General features: G+C 60.0%; 15 protein-coding genes and 1 pseudogene. 5 read left to right on the top strand and 11 right to left on the bottom strand.

Features of this window, described 5'->3' with window-relative positions:
- Positions 1 to 194 precede the first annotated feature (194 nt).
- Complete coding sequence (locus tag HN018_RS00745; protein ID WP_171832733.1) at positions 195 to 938, top strand: hypothetical protein; 744 nt, start codon at positions 195 to 197, stop codon at positions 936 to 938.
- Complete coding sequence (locus HN018_RS00740; RefSeq protein WP_171832732.1) at positions 935 to 1,132, top strand: hypothetical protein; 198 nt, start codon at positions 935 to 937, stop codon at positions 1,130 to 1,132. The genes HN018_RS00745 and HN018_RS00740 overlap by 4 nt, the downstream gene beginning before the upstream one ends.
- Before the next feature lie 219 nt (positions 1,133 to 1,351).
- Here the strand turns inward: HN018_RS00740 and HN018_RS00735 are convergent, their stop codons facing one another.
- Positions 1,352 to 4,147: a bifunctional YncE family protein/alkaline phosphatase family protein gene (locus tag HN018_RS00735; RefSeq protein WP_171832731.1), complete on the bottom strand. Its 2,796-nt coding sequence runs from the start codon at positions 4,145 to 4,147 to the stop codon at positions 1,352 to 1,354.
- Positions 4,148 to 5,133: 986 nt separating this feature from the next.
- Here HN018_RS00735 and HN018_RS00730 point away from each other — a divergent pair.
- Positions 5,134 to 6,684, top strand: a complete 1,551-nt coding sequence (locus HN018_RS00730) for an alkaline phosphatase family protein (protein ID WP_204259622.1) — start codon at positions 5,134 to 5,136, stop codon at positions 6,682 to 6,684.
- A 144-nt stretch (positions 6,685 to 6,828) separates the two neighbouring features.
- Here the strand turns inward: HN018_RS00730 and HN018_RS00725 are convergent, their stop codons facing one another.
- Both HN018_RS00725 and HN018_RS00720 read right to left on the bottom strand, forming a co-directional pair.
- Entirely contained in the window at positions 6,829 to 7,062 is a 234-nt protein-coding gene (locus tag HN018_RS00725) for a hypothetical protein (RefSeq protein ID WP_171832730.1), read from the bottom strand.
- A 196-nt stretch (positions 7,063 to 7,258) separates the two neighbouring features.
- Positions 7,259 to 9,355, bottom strand: a complete 2,097-nt coding sequence (locus HN018_RS00720) for a M48 family metalloprotease (protein ID WP_171832729.1) — start codon at positions 9,353 to 9,355, stop codon at positions 7,259 to 7,261.
- 117 nt (positions 9,356 to 9,472) lie between these two features.
- On the opposite strand from HN018_RS00720, the gene HN018_RS00715 reads away from it, so the two are divergent.
- Both HN018_RS00715 and HN018_RS00710 read left to right on the top strand, forming a co-directional pair.
- Positions 9,473 to 10,648 (top strand): DUF2157 domain-containing protein, encoded by a 1,176-nt coding sequence (locus HN018_RS00715; RefSeq protein WP_171832728.1) that lies wholly within the window; start codon positions 9,473 to 9,475, stop codon positions 10,646 to 10,648.
- Entirely contained in the window at positions 10,645 to 11,169 is a 525-nt protein-coding gene (locus tag HN018_RS00710; RefSeq protein ID WP_171832727.1) for a GDYXXLXY domain-containing protein, read from the top strand. The genes HN018_RS00715 and HN018_RS00710 overlap by 4 nt, the downstream gene beginning before the upstream one ends.
- A gap of 92 nt (positions 11,170 to 11,261) precedes the next feature.
- Here HN018_RS00710 and tnpB read toward each other — a convergent pair whose 3' ends face one another.
- From tnpB to HN018_RS00670, 8 genes and pseudogenes are all read right to left on the bottom strand, one after another.
- Positions 11,262 to 11,477 carry an IS66 family insertion sequence element accessory protein TnpB gene (tnpB, locus tag HN018_RS00705; protein WP_171832726.1) on the bottom strand — a complete coding sequence of 72 codons (216 nt, stop codon included), beginning with the start codon at positions 11,475 to 11,477 and terminating at the stop codon, positions 11,262 to 11,264.
- Positions 11,478 to 12,085: 608 nt separating this feature from the next.
- On the bottom strand, positions 12,086 to 12,793 hold the full coding sequence (locus tag HN018_RS00700; protein WP_338034005.1) for an EAL domain-containing protein: 708 nt from the start codon (positions 12,791 to 12,793) through the stop codon (positions 12,086 to 12,088).
- A gap of 240 nt (positions 12,794 to 13,033) precedes the next feature.
- Entirely contained in the window at positions 13,034 to 13,306 is a 273-nt protein-coding gene (locus HN018_RS00695) for a hypothetical protein (RefSeq protein WP_171832697.1), read from the bottom strand.
- A pseudogene (locus tag HN018_RS00690) lies at positions 13,302 to 13,487 on the bottom strand (IS701 family transposase); the annotation flags it as partial. The gene HN018_RS00695 and the pseudogene HN018_RS00690, both read right to left, overlap by 5 nt.
- Positions 13,488 to 13,616: 129 nt before the next feature.
- A complete protein-coding gene (locus tag HN018_RS00685) occupies positions 13,617 to 14,768 on the bottom strand; it encodes an O-antigen ligase family protein (protein WP_172443417.1) in 1,152 nt (383 codons plus the stop codon).
- A 143-nt stretch (positions 14,769 to 14,911) separates the two neighbouring features.
- Positions 14,912 to 16,936, bottom strand: a complete 2,025-nt coding sequence (locus tag HN018_RS00680) for a GumC family protein (RefSeq protein WP_171832723.1) — start codon at positions 16,934 to 16,936, stop codon at positions 14,912 to 14,914.
- Positions 16,937 to 16,944: 8 nt separating this feature from the next.
- The gene (locus HN018_RS00675; RefSeq protein WP_171832722.1) at positions 16,945 to 19,329 is read right to left on the bottom strand and encodes a glycosyltransferase; all 2,385 of its coding nucleotides are present in this window, start codon (positions 19,327 to 19,329) and stop codon (positions 16,945 to 16,947) included.
- Positions 19,329 to 20,276, bottom strand: coding sequence for a glycoside hydrolase family 16 protein (locus HN018_RS00670; protein WP_172443416.1), 948 nt, complete (start codon positions 20,274 to 20,276; stop codon positions 19,329 to 19,331). The genes HN018_RS00675 and HN018_RS00670 overlap by 1 nt, the downstream gene beginning before the upstream one ends.
- Positions 20,277 to 20,297 lie beyond the last annotated feature (21 nt).

Here is a 20,297-nt window from a genome sequence, read left to right as displayed (position 1 = left end):
GACGATCATGAGCGTCGGAGGGATTGGAATTTCGTTTAATGATCATAACCTGACATCAATCTGACGCGGCGTGGATTTAGCGATGTTTTCTCAATCGTTGGATGATGGTTCTGTGACGGCTCCCGGTCGAAGGTGACGAGACCGGGGCGGTCGGCTATATCCGGCGCCCCTGCGGAGTTTCGGTTGACCCCATCATGACCCCCCATGCCGTCTCGGCCGCCCTTGCCTCCGGAGCCGCGTCGCTCGTCGAGTTCATCGAGGCCATGACCGTCGTTCTGGCTGTCGGCGCATCGCGGGGGTTGCGGTCCGCACTTTTGGGCGCCGTGCTGGCCGTGGCAGTGCTCGCCGTGCTGGTCGCCCTGCTTGGTCCAGCGCTCGGACGGGTGCCGATGGCGCCGGCACAGCTCGTTCTAGGCAGTCTGCTGGTGCTGTTCGGCACGCGGTGGCTGCGCAAGGCGACCAGGCGAGCCGCCGGGATCATCCCCCTGCGGGACGAGAACGCCGCCTTCCGCCGCCATAGCGAGAGGATCGGCAAGATCGACCAGCCGGTCGAGCGTTGGGATGTTCCGGCACTGGCGGCAGCCTTCCAGGCGACGGCAGTCGAAGGCCTGGAGGTCGTGTTCATCGTCGTCGCGATCGGGGCCGGCGCGTCCGGGCTGCTGCACGCCGCGATCGCAGGAGCGGCCTCGGCATTCGGGATCGTCTGCCTGCTGGCAGTGTTCCTGCATCGACCGATCACCCGTGTACCCGAAAACACCCTGAAGCAGCTGGTCGGATCGGCACTGTCGGGCCTTGGCCTCTATTGGGTCGGCGAAGGCGCAGGGCTGGAGTGGCCCGCAGGGGACCTGTCGATCGTGTTCCTGACCCTCGCCTTCCTGCTGCTGTCCACAACGACAGCTTGGCAGTTGCGGCGTTACCGGCGTGGTGCAGTCACATGAGTTTCCTGCGCAGGAGCGTAAGGGAAATCTGGGAGCTGTTCGCCGACGGAAGCATTACGCCATTCCTGATGATCGCCTGGATCGCCGCCGCCTGCTTCGGTCTCCGGTACCTCGCGCTGGGAGTATGGTCCGGGCCGATCCTGTTCATGGGTGTCGCCGCGATTACATGCGTCGGAGCCTGGCGTCAGCGCTGAGAAGCCGTCAAGGACAGCTATGATCCGGCATCTGCGAGACGGTCCCTCAGGTCGCGAAGCGGGAAAACGGCGCCGGCCTTGAGGCGGATGAAGCGTCGGCCTCGGATCTCACCGATGAGGATCGACTGCTGGGATCGAGACCGTGCTGATGAGCAGAACCGGAACGCAGAAAGCCGGGCGCGCGAACGCCCGGCTTTCTGATTTGGCAAGACCTTGTGGTCAATCGTCTTTGACGACTGCCTTGTGCGATGCCGCAGTGACCAGACGAGCAGGCCACTGGATCTTCGCCTCGCCCGGGTAAGGCCGTTTCCAGTCGGTCGCGGAATACCAGATGACGTGGTTCAGGAAGTTTTCGTCGACAGAGTCGGCCTTGCCCTGCTTTCCACGCGTCATCTGGTTAGAGGCCAGGTTCCAGGCTTTCTGCATCCGAGTCATCTTCATCGCGTAGTTCGCCGACCCGGTGCCGGCGATCGGCGTTCCACCTGGACCGATGTTCAGCGGTGTCGTCGCCGGAACATGGACGAACGGCGTCAGATCGGCCGTGTTCTGGAAGCAGTCGAACATCGGGGCGGCCGTCAGATCGAACTGGGTCAGCGGCGCAAGGCCGAGGATGTTCTCGATCGTGCGATTGATATTTTCCTGCGTATACGTCGTATGGATTACCTTACCGATACCGGGGCTCTGCGGCGCGACGCTGTAGGGACTGATGAGATAGACCGGCTGGCGGTGACCGTCGACATGGTCGACACCGTCCTGACTATCGTCTTCCTCCACAAAAATCGCGCTCTTTGACCAGGCTTTGCTGTTGCTGATCGCTTCGACGATACGGCCGAGGGCCAGGTCGTTGTCAGCCTGATAGTTGTTCGGCAGCGGGTTGCCGGTTGTGGTTCCGTTCGTGTGATCATCCGGCAGCCAGATGATCGTCAGGTTAGGAACCTTGCCAGCCGCTTCCTGCGCCTGGAACTTCTGGATGTAGTAATCGGCCCGGTATTGATCCGGAATATCCAGGTTGAATGAAGGGTAGTGCTGGTCCAGGATTTTGGTGACCGAGGGGATCTCGGCGGACTCGGTATCGGAATTGTCAGGAACGATCATGCGGCCCTGCCGGCCATCGGTCTCCTTGAAGAGCGATGTATTGTAAAAGTCTGCCCACGTATATTGGCTTCCGTCGGCCTTTGGGTTGATCGTGTAGCCGGAGCTCCACTCGCCATACATCTTGACGTTGAGGCCTTTCTTCTCCGCACCGGACCACAGAAATCCCTGTTGGGTGTAAGTGAGCGCGTCGTTGCTGTTGCCGCCCGGATAGCTGCGGATCCAGTCCGGAGAGAGGATGTCGTTGGAATAGAACGAGCCGGACTCAACGATCCAAGGGTGACCATCCGCCGACTGACGGCTGGGTGCATACATGTTGTCGATCAACGGAAACCGCTTCACGAAAGCATGCTGATTTGGCACGTTCGCCGCGAACACGGCAAGGCTCGGGTCGCCGTTAGCCTGCGGAAGGTCGCCCAGCATCTGGTCGTAGGTCCGGTTCTCCTTGATGATCAGGAAGACGTGCTTGATAAGCGATGGCTCGCCGATATGCTCGGGAATCGCAACTGGCTTGGCCGAGGCATCGGCATATTCCGGGCCGACCTTGATATTCTCGGAATTCCAATGGTTATTCCTGATGACCTTCTCCGTCATCTTGGCAAGCTCTATCCGGTCCGGTATCGGGATCAGGTTTACCACACCCGTTTCCTGGTGCGTGTTGAACGCGCTCACGCCGTGCGCCGTTCCGATCGATCCCTGCGCGCCGATACCTTTATCGTCGCAAACCACCAGTTGGCGGGTCGCCTTGTCGTAGGCAATCGATGTCGGGAAATACGCCGTCGGGATGTAGCCGAGAACGCGATTCTTGGAATCGTTGGTCAGATCGACAGCGGCGACGGCATTGGACTGGCCGAGCGTAACGTAAGCTGTGGTGCCGACGATCGCGATGCCGTTTGCGCCTGCACCAAATGCACCGCCCTTGATCGGAACCCCGACATCGATGGTCCGCACCACCTTCTGAAGGTCTGTATCGATGACCGAGATCGTGTCCGAGTAGGAGTTCGCGACATAGATCAGCGAGCCGGACTTGGCCATGCCAGCCGGATGAAGTCCGACTTTGATCGTCTTGGTAACAAGGCCGCTATGAAGGTTGATAACCGATACCGTTCCGGTCGTCGCAAACGCATCTGTCCGATCGACGACGATCGGGGTTCCATCCGACAGGTTGGTGAAGTCGGAGTCGGTCGCGCGCCGACCACCCTCGTTGCTCACATAGGCGAAGTCGCCTTTGGTCACGATGCTGTTGGGAGCGTTGCCGACCGGTGTCTCCGATACAAGGGTCCCGTTGAAGAGATTGATAATTCCGACTGTGTTGTTCGCATTGAGCGCGACGAGGCCGAGTGAGCCGTCCGCCACCACGACGCCTCCGGCGTTGGCGGAAAAGCTGTCGTAGAGTTTTGGATTTGCCGGCGGGGAAGGCAGGGTGACGCTGAATGCCGGGGTCAGCCTGCCGCTGAATGGATCAACATTCGCGACCGCGACGAAATTATTGTCCTGGCTGAACAGCAGCTTGGACCCATCGGCCGAGTAGGATACGCCGGTGAAGGAGCCGTTGCTGTTGCTCGAAAACGTCGTGCCGTTCAGAGTTGTCGGGATGTAGCGCTGGATGACCTCTCCGGTTACCGTATTGAATACGATGATCGGCTGCGCGGCGTTCATCAGAAGGACCGCTGCGCTTCGAGTCCGCTTGCGAGGATTGATCGCGACCGCTTTCGCAACCACCGGTGATCCCAGATCGACCAATGTTCCCGCAGGCGTCAGCAGTTGGTTGTCCGATGCGACGATCGAACCATTCTTCTGAGGGCCAACCACCCGTTCGCTCGACGGTGCTGCCTGAGCGCTCATAATTGGCGCAAGACCCGGAACGACAAGCGTCAAGGCAAACAAGCCCGCGTAGGGATGCCTTCTAAAACAGTTTTTCATTCGATGCTCCTGCATACGTCGCTGATCGCTCCGCAATAGGCGATCAGAAGTCCTGAGAATGACGCCTAGCTTGCGTCGTTGCGGGTCAAGCCTGACGGACCTTGTTTGGCTTGACGACTAATCTAGCGGAGCAATCGGTCCTGTGGAGTCATCCGGTGTTACACTTGTGTTAAGACTGAGAATTTGACAGAAATTAATAGCAGGATGCCAGAAAGGCGCGTCCACATACGATTGTTTTGTCAGGTTGCTGTCAGCTTTACTTAGTCTTGATAGGTCTATGCATTGCATGCGCCTGATGCCGGCGCAACCGTCGGTGCAGCGGTACTTTCGCCCTGCAACTGAGCCCCGGCGTAGGTTCCAACCTGGCAAACGCAGAATCGTCCTGCTGCGGCGTGCGGGCGATGTGGCCTCGACTTGAATAACCAGCGTACGTAGCGGGTTCCGTCGGCGATCTCAGATGTTGTTCTGTCCAGCCGTCGAGAAGCGCCTCACCTCGTTTCCGCAAATCACGGATTTAGCCGGGCGGTGGGGCGGATTGATGCCATGCATGTGGCGCCGCCGGAATCCTGCTTGCCCTCGATGGCTGGTGGCGCCCCATCGACTGCCTGCCTACCCAGAGGGGTGCCCCACGGCCTCACCGGCCATGGTCTCCGCAAGCCTGATAAACAGGTGTACGTAGTAATTGATAGATCACAACTAGATGATATCTTGGGCTCTCGATCAATCTTGTGGTAACCCTCGAGCCGTCCACTCAACTATTTCTTGCAGAGGCGAACGACGAATAGCGAATCGATCCCGTTGAGGCGTTCAGTCAGGACCCGTGATTCGCCTCGAATTTATTAAGTCTGAGATCCTGGACATGCAATTCACGGATTGGTGTAAGCTTTAACCCAGAGGTTCCCGTTCGGTCTTTGCCCCCAAAGCTTCACACTTGGATACAAAACCCGCCGATACTGTTTGTCATCGATCGTGAATGGAGGTTCCAGGTGTCAATTTCGTCCAAGCGAGCGGTGCTTTCGGCAAGTGCCGTCAGCCTCGTCGTCAGTCTGTCCGCGGGCGGCTCCGCGACCGCTGCTTCCAACACCCCGTATCGCCACGTATTGCTAGTCAGTGTCGATGGCCTGCATGGCATCGACCTCTCGAACATCCTGGCGAGTGCGAAGGGCTTCCCGACATTGAAGCTTCTTGGCCAGCATGCGGTCGTCTATCCGAACGCCTTCACGTCCGCGCCGTCCGACAGTTTCCCGGGAATGGTCGGCCAGGTGACGGGTGGCACGCCCTACTCAGCCGGCGTCTTCTATGACGACAGCTATGACCGGACGTTGTATGCACCTGGCTCCGGCTGCAAGGGCTTGCCTGGAACTGAGACGAATTTCGCCGAGAATATCGACTACAACTCGTCGTTGATAAATGCCGGCGGTACTTTGGGCCAACCTCTGACCCAAATCGACCCAAAAAAGCTGCCAATGCGCTTGGAGAACGGCGTGTGCGCGCCTGTCTATCCGCACCAGTTCCTCCGCGTAAACACGATGTTCGAAGTCATTCGTGCCCATGGCGGCTATACAGCGTGGGCCGACAAGCATCCCGCATACGACATCCTTAACGGACCATCGGGAAAGGGAATTATCGATCTCTACACGCCTGAGATCGATTCCGACTTCGTCGGCGGCAAGCCCGGCGAGAGCCATACTGCAAGCTACGCCGCCACCCGCCAGAATGACGAAATGAAAGTGCGGGCAGTCCTGAACGAGATCGACGGCCGGACCGCCAACGGCAACAATGCGGCACCAGTGCCTGAGATCTTCGGAATGAACTTCCAGGCGGTCAGCGTCGGCCAGAAATTGGCGAGCTCGGGCCCGACCGATCCGGCCGGTCTTGTTGGCGGATATGCCGATGCTAACGGTACCCCGAACAATGCTCTGCTGGCCCAGGCCGAGTATGTGGACGATGCTCTCGGACGCATCGTCGCTCACCTGAGAAGCCGAGGACTGCTCGACAGTACGCTGTTGATCGTCAGCGCGAAGCACGGCCAGTCGCCAATCGACCCCAGCACCCGCCGGACCATCGACGACACCCCGTTCACGCTCACTCCCGGCTACGGCTTCCACATCGCCGATGACGAAGCGATGATCTGGCTGGCCCCGGCAACCCGGGCGAAAAACCTGGCTGGCGCCGGATCCTACCTGACAAAAAACGCGCAGGCACTCGGCACTGAATACCTGCTCGATCGGAATGCTCTGAAGGACGTCTACCGCGACCCGGCGGTCGATGCCCGCACGCCGGACTTTATCGACGTCTCGAAACATGGCGTGATCTACACCACCGGAACCAAGCTTGCAGAGCATGGTGGTTTCTCGTTCGATGATCGCAACGTGGCGCTCCTGGTAGCCGGGACCCGTATCGCACCGTCGGTCGATATCGCATCGGTGCAGACCACCCAGATTGCACCGACCATTCTGACTGCCCTCGGCCTGGATCCGAACGATCTGCAGGCGGTGAGGATCGAGCATACTGCGGTGCTGCCCGGTCTGAAATAACTGGAACCGGGGCCCTGCGAAGGGCCCCGGGCTTGCTGGATATTTAGAGGCACACGTAGTTCGTGAGCGGAGCATACGTCGGACTCGAGTTGAAGTCTGACCTGACATGACGGTTGCATTTCTGTGAACCTCGGGACCACGAGTTCACCCAGGAACGGGTTCGCCTGCACGCCAGCCATCGGCGCCATGTGCGGCCAGCCAGGTCAGCGCCTTCCTGCTCACCATCTCCTGAATTTGCGCCCTGCTTGGCGCGACCAGCATGGCCCTGGCGATCAGGCTGCAGCTACGCCTGACGATGCGCAGCGTGTCTTCCATCTTGATGGTCGACGCTCGTATCGGCGTGCGCAGGTTTGGATCCAGCACAACCAGCGGTGCCAATGCCAGGTACGCACCTGTGGGTGGTGCAGCGGGACGCTGGCTAGCCGGATATGACGGCGCACACGGTGTTCTATGACCACTTTAGCCATTGAACGGCAGCACCTGTTGTGGCGCTGCAACGCATGTCGCAGCGATCAGTTCAGGACATGCTATAGCTGTCGTAACCATTCAGTGCGGGATATAGTCCAGTTCCCGTTTATTTCAGGGCCGCATCGCTGTCGCGTGCATCAAGTGCGGCGCACGCGTGAGCGGCGCGCAGATACCGGTCGATCAGGTCCATATAAGCCGGCATCGTCATGCCGTGCGGGTGAAGCCCGATCAGCGACACCACACGCCGGCGTTGATGCACTCGCACGCGCCAGCCGGACACCCGCCGTGGCAGGCGCGCGTCGAAAGAAAGCTGAAAGTTAGTGACTGTAATACGGTAGGTGGATAGCCGCACCTCAGTTACGTCGGTCCAGGAAACAGCGCGGTCCAGGCCGCGTGTGGTGAATCCCCAATGATCGAGTGTAAGGAAGGGCGCCAGTGCCTCACGGCGCAATTGCACCGCCAGCAAGGCCAGCACAAATCCGGCGACAGCAAGAACCAGACAGATCAACAGTGTCGACCACTGCGCGTCTGGCGTATGCAAGGTTGTCACCGCCACGAGAGCGGCGATTGCGATCAGTCCGACGCTCATAAGTCCACGTCGCCATAAGCCGCCACGGACAGCTGCATGAATTTCGGTTCGATCGGGCATGGGAGCAGCGACCGCTACCTCCAGCTCGTCATCAAGCTCGTCATCAAGCTCGGCTGCGAAATCGATGATGTCCTGACTTAACCCGAGGCATAATGCCTCCCAACCGGGAATAAGACTGCGCCCGAAATCATCGTCCTTTTCCAGTACAGAGCGCTTCGCTTGCGCCATTGACGCCTCATCAGCAGTAACCTCAAGGTCTGCGATCCGCTGCCGCGTGAAAGGAGTTCGGTCTTTCGGGTGCAACACCCTGTCGGCAAGCAACGGCTGTAGTTCCGCAATACCTTCTGTCTTTGCCCGTACCAGCATGTGCGCCAGCAGATCCGCAGGTGCCTGTCGCGGATACTGGGCCGCCTCATCCAGTATCCGTTTGACGAGAGTGGCGACCAGGGCGCCTCGGATCGACGCACTTTCGGCGGCGGCGACATCCGTCATGGTCAATCTGGCAACGTCGCGCAGCTGTTTCCAATGCCCGATGGCATGGTCAAGTGCCTGAATCATGTACTCGCCGAGAGCTGCCGGAGGCAGCAGCATCCGGTCGCCCGCCACACCTGACCAGCCGGCTGCCGCCGCGATGCGCCCGACGGCATCGTGGAGCGGCACGACATGCAGGCAATACTCGGTGTCTTCAGCGCCAAAATGCGTGAGTTCGTGACCGATCATCGCAGCGAACTGGTTCCGATCCAGCAGCGCGAGGCAGGGAATGGCAATATGCAGGGTGCGCCCGGTCAGCGTGCAATAGGCGGGTTCGAGCATAACGGTCGACGAAGTCACGAAGCATCCCTCGACCAGTCCCAACACGATATGCTCAGGCGCCAGTACCTGCTGGCGCAACGCGATCCCGGCGACCAAAGACCAAAGCGCCGGTGCTTCGGCGAGCGTGATGTCCCGCCCCCACAGTGGCATCGGCAGCGGGGCCCAGCGTCTGGTGGCGGCAAGATCGCGAAGGGTTAGACATGCCAGCCAAATGATCACCCAGGCGACCGCTATCGGCACCGCGGCGACCTTCATCATGTCCTCGCCGGTTGCGCCGAGAAACCATAGCCCTGCGAACTCGAACAGCACGGCTCCCACGATCGAGAGCGCCAGGCCCAGCGTCATCGTTCCAAGCAGCACTGGCAGCAGCCATCGAATGCGGCTCAACACCGCAGCGAGACCGACGCCGGACAGGGTGCCGGCACGGAATGCCCATCGTGCGGCAAGCAGGCCGATGGCATTTGCCAGGCATGCCATCAGACCGGAGCCTAGTGTAGCTGCTGCGCAGCCGACCCGCAGGTCGGCGACGACCACATCCCGGCCCAGTGCCTCCATGCCACGATGGACCAGCGCCAGCGCGGCTATCGCGGGTAACGTGGTCGAATTATCGCCGAACGCCACCGGCCTGTCTGGGGTGTGAGCGGCTACGGCGGCTACGATATTAGCTTTGGCAACAAGCTCCGTAGCCTCACGTCGGTACGAGGCTGCCGTTGCCGACCCGCGCTCGAGTTGCCAGCCTGCAAGCATCGGCGGCAAGACCAGCAAGGCTATAGCCCGCCATTGCCACACCCCTGCCGCCATCCCACGCTCCGGTATCAGCTACACGCGTGTATTCCGCCACATTACGCTTGCCTAACATGGGCCAGATTAGCAGTGTGGATGATTGACGGCCAGCAGTCTTGTGCTGAGAGTGGAACGATGTTTGCCAACCGCAGCCTCGACCGATGGCATAAGGCCGGACTGCTGGACGATGCTGCCCGCCTGCGTATACAGGCCTGGGAGGCGGACCATGCGCGGCCCGTTTGGCTATTGGGGCTGGCCGGGATCGGGGTGTTTACCGTCGCCCTTGGCGTGCTGGCCCTGGTCGCCGCGAACTGGATGGCCATTCCGGGTGCTGCCAAGATCGCCGTGCATTTTGCGCTGGATGGCATCGTAGCCGCCAGCCTGTTTGCCGCCTGGCGGGAGGATTGGCACAAGGCGCGGGAGTTGCTGGCACTGCTGTTATTCGGCTTGGTCCTGTCCGGGATTGGCCTGGTCGGGCAGGTCTATCAGCTTGGCGGCACGGCGTGGCAGGCCATGCTGGCCTGGATGGTCGTCTGCACGCCATTCATGCTTCTGGTCACGCGATCCGGGCTGCTGGCCGTAGCCTGGCAGCTTGGCGCGGTTGCCACTTACGCGGTTGCCCTGTCGGATCTCTACGCCTCCATCGCGGGCAACCCGATCATGGCCCTGACCTGGTTGCCGGCCATCACCCTTCTTGCGTTTGGTCTCGGACGCGGATTGATGCCGAACGGGCGGGTTCAAGGTCTCTGGATGGAAGGCGCGGCTATCCTCGGACTGCTTGGGGCTGCCAGCCTGCCGCAGGTCGTCCTGCGATTGGACGACGGCACGCGCGGCCTCATGCTTTGGCTCGACTGGGGATTGGCGGCAACGGTGGCGCTGGTACTCATGGCGGCCCTCATGCGCCGGCGCCATCCTGACCGAGGCATGACTTCGGCTTTCCTGGCTACCGCGGGCTGGATCTCCTGGGCCGCCACGATCTGGGCCTGGGACAGCCTGCACGCTGTGGCCCGTACCGCCCGGGGCACTGACGACGCTGCGCAACTGGGGGTGGCACTGGTTTTCATTGCGTTCTGGGGCGTCGTCAGCTGGCTGGCGCTGCGATCCGGTCGCCGCAGCCTGTTCGCCGGTGCGGTGACGATTATCGCGCTGCGCATATTCCTGTTTTACTGGGAAGCTTTTGGCAGCCTGCTCTCGACCGGACTTGGTCTGGTGATGGGTGGATTGGTGTGCATCGTCCTGGCAGCCCTTGGCTGGCAGATAATCCGCCGTATGGCCTTGCTCCCCGTTGTGCGGAAAGCCACTCGGCAATGACGCATATCCATAGTCGTGCCGTTGCTCTCAGTCTCGTGCTGCCCTTGCTGTTGCTGGCCGGCATGGTCGGGAAAGCCGAGCATGCGTTGCGCGGCGGTGTCGTGATCCGGGTGCCGATCACCGGTTACGATCCCCGAGATCCCTTGCGAGGTCATTTCCTGGGATACCGCATCGTGTGGAACTGGCTCGGTGGCCAACCGCCTGCGGAGACAGCGGCTCTATGCGTAACGTCCCGCGCCAGTAATCCACCTGTTCGGCCGCTACCCCTACTCGGTGATCCCTCCTGCCTGCTTATGGTGCGCCTTGCACCGGGCCCCTATCGAAGCTTCATGCCCGTCGGCATATCAGACGAGTTGTTCATCCCGGAGGAGCGCGCCGACTCGCTCCAGTCAGCCCTGCGATCCGGCGGAGCAGCTATGACAATTGATCTGGCAGTGTCTAAGGACGGCACGGCGCGGCTCGTGACCTGGCACATCGATGGCAGAACAATTGCCGAATGGGATTCCCGCGCCGCTCACTGACGTAGGTCGCCACCGCAGCCCCTCCCGTGAGGCCAAGCCGGCAGGAACGGCTTGCAACCGCCTCAACCCAATCTTAGATATTGGGGACAGTATTATCGTCCCCGCCTCACGGGCGGAGAGGTATGGACCCGGCCCCGCTCGAGACACTTGGCGTAAAGCACCAGGCCGTGGGTGTCCCAGAACAGGCATCGGAGCAGGTCATCACGCCTGCCTCGGAACAGGAACAGAGAGCCGCTGGACGGGTCGAGACCGAGGCTCGAAGGTATCCTTGCGAAGGCCGGCGTGAAGCAGCTTCCGTTATCGGTCACCGCCTGGATAGGCGGATGAGGGCTTTATTCTGCGATTCGGGCCTGCTGTCTTAAGAATGCGCTAGATACTGATCGCGATTGGGGTCTGGCAGACGACGAAAATCAGATCATCAAGGGGGAAGTCGACCTGACGCCGCTCGGCACCGACGAGCGCGCGCTCTTCATCAGTCGCCTTTCAGGGCAGGCTCTGAAGGCGCGCTGAGTGGTCGAAACAATCAGCGGCGCCCCGTTTGCGCACTTGCGGTCGGTTCCTGCGCTGATGCCGTAGTACCTAATCACAACGCTACTCGGCTTCGTGGATGGAGTGATCTCGACACGGGTGGCGGGCGTGGTGCGAGCTTGCGGATAGATCTGCGGCATGCGTCACCTGGGTCCGGCTGCAGCGCCGAGACGGTTAAACCTGTAGGCGCATGTCTGGATCGTCAACCCTACCGGATCCCAACAATATTCCATAAGTGAACAGCTATCTGGCTCTCTCGTCGGTGACATTTACCGGGTTGGAGGCGGCAGCCTTCATAGACAGCGGTCTAGGTTTCGGAGATTGCACGCGGTGTTGCTTGCCCTAGCCACCAATATCCGACCAGATGCTTAATCGCAGGTTGGTCACATCACTCCAGCGGCATGAGAGGTTGTTGCAATACTCCTATCAAGGGGCGAGCAAACAAAAAGCCCTGGAACAAACCGACACCGATCGATCGCAGGATCCGATACTCACCTAGCGTCTCTATACCTTCTGCAACAAGTTTGATGTTAAGTTCGCTGCAGAGGCTAACCATGCTACGAACGATCGCACGCCTGACCACATCTGTATCGATCCCACGCACCAGCTTCATATCCAGCTTGATAACGTCTGGCCGAATGTCGACCAGTAGACCGAAGCTTGAGTAACCAGCACCGAAATCATCGAGCGCCACTGTGAAGCCGATATTTTGGTAGGCCGTAACGATGTCGCGGAGGCGTCGAGGCTCTCGCACTATCTCGTCTTCAGTTATCTCAAACATGATAGATTCGTTCGACAGGTCAGCCTTTCGAGCAGCGGCGAGGCTCGTTGCAAGGCAGCGGAGCGGCTCGTATATCGCGTTCGGCTTGAAGTTGATGGACAGTATTGCGCCGGCGTTTGATAATCCAAGAGATGCTGCGGTCTTGATTGCCGTCGTGCGGCAGCGCTGATCAAAGCTGTAACGGTTCGCGTTGGTCACCTGCGATAGGATTTCGCCGGCTCCCTCACCGTTCAGACCACGGACGAGCGCCTCTTGGGCAAAGACACTGCCATCAGCCCGGATAATCGGCTGGAACGCCATGGTGATCGGCAACACGAACTGGTCCTGCAGGCAACCATGGCAGCCTGCGGATCGATGGTCATGAGCCGCAGCCATGTCCGTAGGAACAACATTTACCATGGCTTCTTATATTGGTCCCGTGACGACGGCGCAGAACAACCATTCGTCATTACAGATAGAATCTTCTTCCTGGAAGTTTTTATAAACAAGATTCTGCTCAGGTCCCGCACCGTCGGCCGGTAGTGCTGACGGCATGATACCATTGAGGCCATGATGTCACTGGGCAGGCTGGTCCGGTTCAACACCCGACCGCTGCGCTTCGCCGACCACGGCAATTGCTTTGACATGCGCCTGCAGATCCGGGATCGACAGCATGACCTTCTGCTTGGCCCGTCGCTCGGCTTGTCGGGCCGGAAAACCCATGAGCTTGTCGGCCATGCTGAGTGTCGCGTCCGTCAACTCCTGCTCCAGTCGAACCGCCGTTGCGGCGAGAACGGCGTGCCGCCGACCCGCCACCAGCTGGCCAAGATGCTGCAGCGTCATCCTCACCAGCAGCCTCCGCATGCATCCAGCCAGTCTTACGGTGTTCGTTCCTCGACAAACCGTCCAGGGGCAGGCTCGCCGAGGCGGCCATACGCTCCTGGGTAAAGAAGGGTTGTATCCGCGCTTTGACGTCACCGACCGATGACGCCCACCACTCCACCGTGGTCTCAATCGAGGCATGCGCCATCCATGACCTCCCGTATCATGGTCGCCTACTGATTCAGAAGTTCACAGAAAGCGCCACTGTAGTGCTAGGTCGCATTAATGCATTATTGTTGGCAGAGGTTAAACCCCAAGGTAAGGCTAAGCACTGTGCCTATTGCGGTAACATCCAGGGGGCCGAACGCGGGTAGTTTTCTCCGCGGTATCGGACAGAGTAGACCCAAAGGACGGGAAGCAGGAAGCTTCCAGGCGAAAACGGGTCGAGGAAGTCGAGCTCGACACTGACGCGGATAGCGTAGAACACGACGAGTGCACACAGGAAGGCAGCCTCGGCGTCGGGATACCGCAGGCCCCGTCGAGCCGTCACGATCGCAGCGAACACCAATGAGACCGCCAGGAATGCTGCGCCGATTTCGCCGAGCTCGACGGCAGTCTCGTAATAAAGGTTGTGGAAATGGAATCCTGACCTGCTTGCGATCTGCGCGAAACGCCAGAGGCCTTCCGCCTCAACATGCCCCTGGACCCAGAACGCCTGATATCCGACCCCGAGCATTGGCTTCAAGTCGATGTAATCGCGCGCTCGCGACCAGAGAAACGTCCGTCCCGTCAGGCTGGCATCTTTGCCGGCTGCCGCAAGAAGCGACGACAAGTCAAACCCCTGCTGGAAGGCAAGCAGGACGACTAAGCCGACACCTGCCGCCGTAACAACCAGCAACGGCAGCACCAGGCCTCTCATTTTTTGCGACAGCGATGAGAGGAAGACAATGCCGAGTGCCGCGACCATGGCTCCACCTCCGGCAAGGAGAGCACCGAGCGAATGGGCCTTGAGCAGCAGGATCGGATCGATCGCCAGGCCAAGAAGTGCCAGGGCGCGCAAGTGCCTCGGTTGTTTGCCACTTACAAGGACTGAGAGGCTTGTCATCATGGAGAGACAGACAAAGCTTGCCAGGTTGTTCTTGCTTCCGAAAACGCCAATCAAGGCGACTTCACCAGTAGTTCCCACGGCTGCCGTCGTCCGGGTGATCGCGCTCAGCACGACGCCCACGAGCAACGCACACATGAACGACGAGATCAGGCTGCGAAGCGTCTGAGCCCGCGCGGCGACGATCGCCAGGGCCGTGAATACCAGGAATTCGATACCGAGCTTGATCGAGATATTGGGCTCTATGGACCAGAGCGTCGACATCGTCGCCCACACGGGTAGCAGCCACGGAAGGCGATACTCCGTCATCCATGTGACGCACCGACCGGGCCATGCGGCAACATACAGCCCCCACGCGCCCAGGCAGATCGCCATGGCGGGCATGCCATAGCGCGTACCGAGCACGAAGCCCGTGAGAGACAAGAAGGAGAGCCACCAGATGCCTGTGCCATGCGTGACAGTCCGCGCGCCCGCTGCCAGGAACGGAGGCCGCATGTCCATCTCATCGGGATATGGACCAGCAAACATTATGGGTCGACGGGAACGCGGTTGAGGACGACGCCCATGATGCTTCGGCGGTCCAGGCCGGCGTAACGAAGCTGCTCAAGAAGCGTGCCGCCATCCAGAGAGCCTGCCTCGAGCAGGAGAACCATGAGCCCGATATCCGGGAACACGGTATGGGCCTCGACCGGTCGATCGAGTGCAGGAAAGTCGACGACGACGAAGGCGTGGTCACGGTGGAGGGTCTCGATCCGGTGACGAAACCCCGGCTGTAATCCGGCTTCACCGGGGAGCGGCAACAGGACCGCGTCGTGCCCGGACGCTTGCAGAAGCTTCACAAGGTTGGCGGCCACGGTGCTTGTTCCAGCACCTCGAGATGGAGCGACCAGACCGATGATCCCGCTCTTGTCGGCTTGCTGCTGGAGCAGCCGGAGTTGCAACCTCCGCATCCCCATGGTGAAGGGGGCGTCCGGATTCGTCGCGACGAAGTTTTCCATCAATGAGAACGGGGGCGAAGCGGTGGTGCGCGCAAACCCGTGGCGCCGGGGCCACTTGGGCAGGAACGATGGCGGTGCCGCTCCGATATCCGGCAGTGTCGCGATACATGATAGGCCCGTATCCGCCAGCAGCCCCGCAGGATTGCGCAGCCGCCTGTCGAGTGCCTCCTGAAGAATGGCGATGACAAACCCTATGACCAACCCCAACACGATGGCCGCGGCCAGGATCAGCTTGGCCTGCGGCTTACTCTTCGTCAGCGGAGGTCGGGCCTGCGTGACCACACGTGCGTCAGCGACGGGATATTTATCGGCCTGATCGGCCTGCATGGTTTGCTGGAGGAACGCGACGTAGAGCGACCGATACGTATCTGCGGAACTCTGCAGTGATCTGAAAGTGGCTCGAGCGGTATCGGTCGAAGCAGACTGGCTGACCAGCTTGTCGAGTTGCGCCTGGATCGCCGCCTCACCCGCACGGTCCACGACCAGATCGCTTTCCGTTGCCTGCTCGATCCGCCGGATTTCACTGTTTATCGACACTTGCAGCTGAGCCATCTCCTTGCGGAGCATGATGGCGGGACCGCTATCGTGCCCATACTGGGACGACCATCCCGCGACACGCGTGGCATCGTTCAGGTAGCGCTCGCGCAGGCCGTTTATCACCGGGCTTTTCAACACGTCTGTAACTGCCATACCGGGATCGCTTCCCTTGCGGGTCATCTGCCGGATGCGATCAAGTGCCGCCGAAGCCTCCGCGGTACGGCCACGCGCAGCTACCAGCTGACTATTCAGTTCAGTGAGTTGCTGCTCGTTCAGAAGGCCATGGCCGGTATCGACAATACCGTTGGTGGATTTGAACCGCTGCACCTGCTGATCGGCTTTGAGAGCTTGATCCTGGAGCTGGGCAAGCCTTCCCTCCTGCCACATCGCGGCCTGCTGGGTCGACGTATTCCTGACCACGAGTTGCTCGGCGAGATAGGCCGTCGTCAGCCCATTCGCCAGACGCGCGGCTAGATTTCGGTCCTTGGCGGTCGCGTCTATCTCAATGATATAGGTCAGGCCAATTCGATGTACGCTTACGGCGCGAAGAAACTGCTGGACTACCCGATCCTCAAAATCGGAGTTCGCTTTCGACGACGCCGTCCCGGATGTGAACCGAGCTCGTAGCCCGGAAAGGCCTCTTGCAAGCGCCGATGACCTTCCGACGAAGTTGGGGTCCGCCGTAAGGTTCAGCGCTGCGACCACTTTCCTCGCCAAGCCCGCCGAGCGAAGTACCTCGACCTCGCTTTCGATCATCGCGTTCTCGATCTGGGCATCGACGACCGGCGGATGCTGCTGGAATGGCGCCACCTGCCTCAGATCGATCAACAGGATCGTACTCGCCATAAACTGGGGTGTCGCAGTGGCAACGTAAATCAGGGCCAATAGCGTTACCGACGCGGTCGACGCGGACAACAGCCTTATGTTACGTCGAAAGAACCCGACAAGCTCCTGAAGCCATGCGAACGGCTGCGCTGCTGCATCGCTCGCTCCGAGCGGTATCCGCTCATGCGCCAAGTGCGAATTCATTGGCTCAAAACCCTTTTGGAACGCGACGATGCTTCTGACACCAATGCTCGTCGCGAGGCTGACTCGCCCGGTTGGCTTGTATGCTGAAGAAACTCGATTAAGCCGGCATAGCAGCTCTCGGGCGAGAAATGCTTTCGCGCAACTTCGAGAGCTCTGGCTCCGATCTGCGACCGGGTAGCCCGGTCATGTAGCAGAGATACAAGTGCCTCAGTGAAATCTCGCGATGTATCGGCTTGCAGGACAGCACCCTGCATAATGGATTTGACGCCCTGCAATGTCGTCTCGGTCGCGATGACCGCTTTGCCCCGACCGATGGCCTCGATCAGCTTGATCTTCAGCCCCGAGCCCAGCCGCAACGGCGAGATGACAACCCCGGCTTTCCGATAGACGTCATCCAGCTCGTCGATCCGGCCGAGCAGCTTCACGTTACGGACATTGATCGGAAGACTTCCACAACAGCTGCCGGCGATCCAGACCTGGGCTTCCGGACACCGGGCCAAAACATCCGGCCAGACCTTATCCAGGAACCAGCTGATCCCCTCTATGTTGGGTTGCGTCTTGCTCCCTATGAAAAGGACAATTCCGTCGTCGCCGGGCTGCACTTCGGCGACCGGGTACACTGCCATAGGTGCGAGGATGACGTGCTTATGTGGAAGAAGCTTCCGGATCGTCGAAGCCTCCTCATCCTGAATGGCGACAACAGCGTCGGCCTGGTCCAGCAGCAAGAGTTCCTGGTCCTTATCAAGCAAGACCACTGTCTTCTCCTGATCCTGAGCAAAGAACAGGTCATGCATGACCACGGCCGTGGGTATGCGAGGCTGTAGGGCGAATGGAATCGACTCGTTCAGGAACGCGTAATCCGTCAGGATCGCGTCGGATCTCCGGACCGTATCAGCGATGAAGAGTCTATCGGCATCGGTCAGCGGAACCGCGACCGCGTGCGGCGCCTTTCGATCCAGACCCGCCGCCTTGACGTTCAACGCGCTCAGGAGCCGATACATCATCCCGCCGCCGGCGCGCAATGCGATCCGTGGGTCACGAGCTATGATGATCCGTCCGAAACGAAATGAGCCACGGACCGAGATCGACCGGAACAGCTCCATGGAGGGGTCGAGCCGCAAGAACGGCCAGCGACCGAACATAGCTGGAGATGGAGAGATCAGATCGATCTCATAGCCTGCATTCCGTAAGCTTGTGCAGACACTGAGCAGGTAGGCCGAGCTTCCGTTCGTCGTCCCGACGATGCGTTGTCGCGACAGGAGGGTTATACACCGCTCCGGACTGATTGCCGTCGAACGCTGCGGTTTGCGCTGGACGAACCGTCGCAGCCGATCTTGGACAGGTCCCCTCAAGAGAGCCACTGATCCCGGCTTATGCGCAGCAATACGAACAACTTTGACCCAACCGCGTTCTTTGATAGCGCCGACCAGCTCCTCGAAGCCGATTGCCCGGGAGATCGATTTACGCCGGCGCTCCAAGGCCGCAACGACCGAAGCCGTCAAAGTATCGGCCGATGAGAAACGGCTACGTAACCACGTGTCCGCCCCAAGCATGGGAACGAGAGTTGCCGCTGAAAGACGATGGGAGGTCGAGCCGGAGTGCCTTCGATAGAAATAGGTCATTTGAGGCAAAACTCGAAAACGCGCTCCCGCCAGCAGAAGTTGGAGAACGAGGTCGTAGTCCTCAGCGATCGGCATTGTCGTGTTGTAGCGGCTTCCTGTCCGTTCCATGAAAGACCGGAGAAACAATGGCTTAAGATAGCCAAGCGGCGAGGCTCGCGAGGAAAGGCTGTTCGAGTCGATGTAAGCCTCTAAGTGGATACGCCCATCAACCGGCAATTGCCGCTTCGAAAGAAGAGGCCGTGTCCGCACAGCGCGCGCATGATCAAACACCAACTGGTTGTCGGCGATGATTTGCACGCCATCAACCGAGGCCGCGTATACCAAATCCGCCAGTCGACGCGGATGCATGAGATCGTCACTATCCTGGATAGCGATCCACGTTCCGCGCGCAACTGTGATGCCGAGGTTTCTTGCACCGCCAGGGCCGGCACGGCAGGCCGTCTGGATGATCCGTATACGTTGATCGTCACGAGCAATTGTCTGGACGCGTTCGACGCTATCGTCGGTCGAACCGTCATCGACAATGATGATTTCTATGTTCTGCAGCGTCTGCCGCGTCGCCGAGCAGAGAGCATCCTCAATGTAGGCCGCTCCATTATAATTGGCCATGATGACACTGACGATCGGACTACTGACGGGGTCGGCCAGACCGCCTGCTTCACCGGTACATTCCGTATCCGTGGCGACGAGGAATAAACCTTCCGGCACCCGCGTGCTTGACAGACTGCCTGTACCCACAGTCGCTCCAACTGTTTTCATCAGGGTTGCCGCTTCCAGATCTTTATCGATCGTATTGCGAGCACCGCGGGGAAACGGGTCTGACGCGAGGTTGGACCCGGCCAACTGCCAGGACCGCCGACGGCGAGATTGATGATGAGATAGAAAGGCTTGTTCATGTCGCGAGGTGTCGCATGGCGTCCGACCATCGCGTCATCGAGATAGAACGTGATGAAGTCGGGCTGCCAATCGACCGCGTAGCGATGGAATTTCTGGGATAGATCCCCTGCTGCAGAACTTGAATCTGTAGTCGTGCTGTTATTATAGCTGTGGGGCTCCGCATGCACCCAGGCCAAGTCTGAGGAATGAAGCGAGAAGTAAGCCGTGCGACTGTCACCGCCGAGCACCTCCGCAATATCGATCTCGGGCGGCCACGCCTGGTCGACCGGAAGGAGCCAGAAGGCAGGCCACAAACCATCGCCGCTGGGTACGCTCGCCGTGATCTCGAAATACCCGTATGTCTGACTGAACGGGTAGGTATTAAGTGCGCCCGACAGGTAGCGACGCACCATGTCCCGGGGAAGGGTTTTGGCAGCGCTCGCTGGCATAGAGGCTGCGGTGATCGCCAATGCGCCATCCAGCATGGAATAGGGCGATATCTGCAGAAGCCGCATTGCGTCGGCATCCGGATAAGCCTCCTCCTCATTCGAAAGGCTCGCCCAGGCAGAGTTCGTCCCAGCCCGTTTATCGAACGCCGGGCGTAGTCCGCTCATCAGGCCGGCACTCAAAATAAAGTCCTTGTCATCGAACGGCTTCGGCAGCGGTGGCCACGGCATCGGACCGGAGCGCCAGTTCGGGACGCTCGAGAATGCAAGATCGAGGATTGGCCGCCCGGATTTATCCGCAGCCGACCCAGTTTCCGCAAGCAACGGGTTTGGCGTTAAGACACAAACCAAACCGGCCAAAACCGCTGCGCAGACGAGTCCCATTCGCCCTGGGGAATCCCAAGC

Origin of the sequence: Lichenicola cladoniae, from assembly GCF_013201075.1 — a bacterium.
Classification (GTDB): Bacteria; Pseudomonadota; Alphaproteobacteria; order Acetobacterales; family Acetobacteraceae; genus Lichenicola; species Lichenicola cladoniae.
The sequence above is the reverse complement of the archived record's forward strand: the minus strand, read 5'-3'. Positions and strand labels throughout refer to the sequence as shown.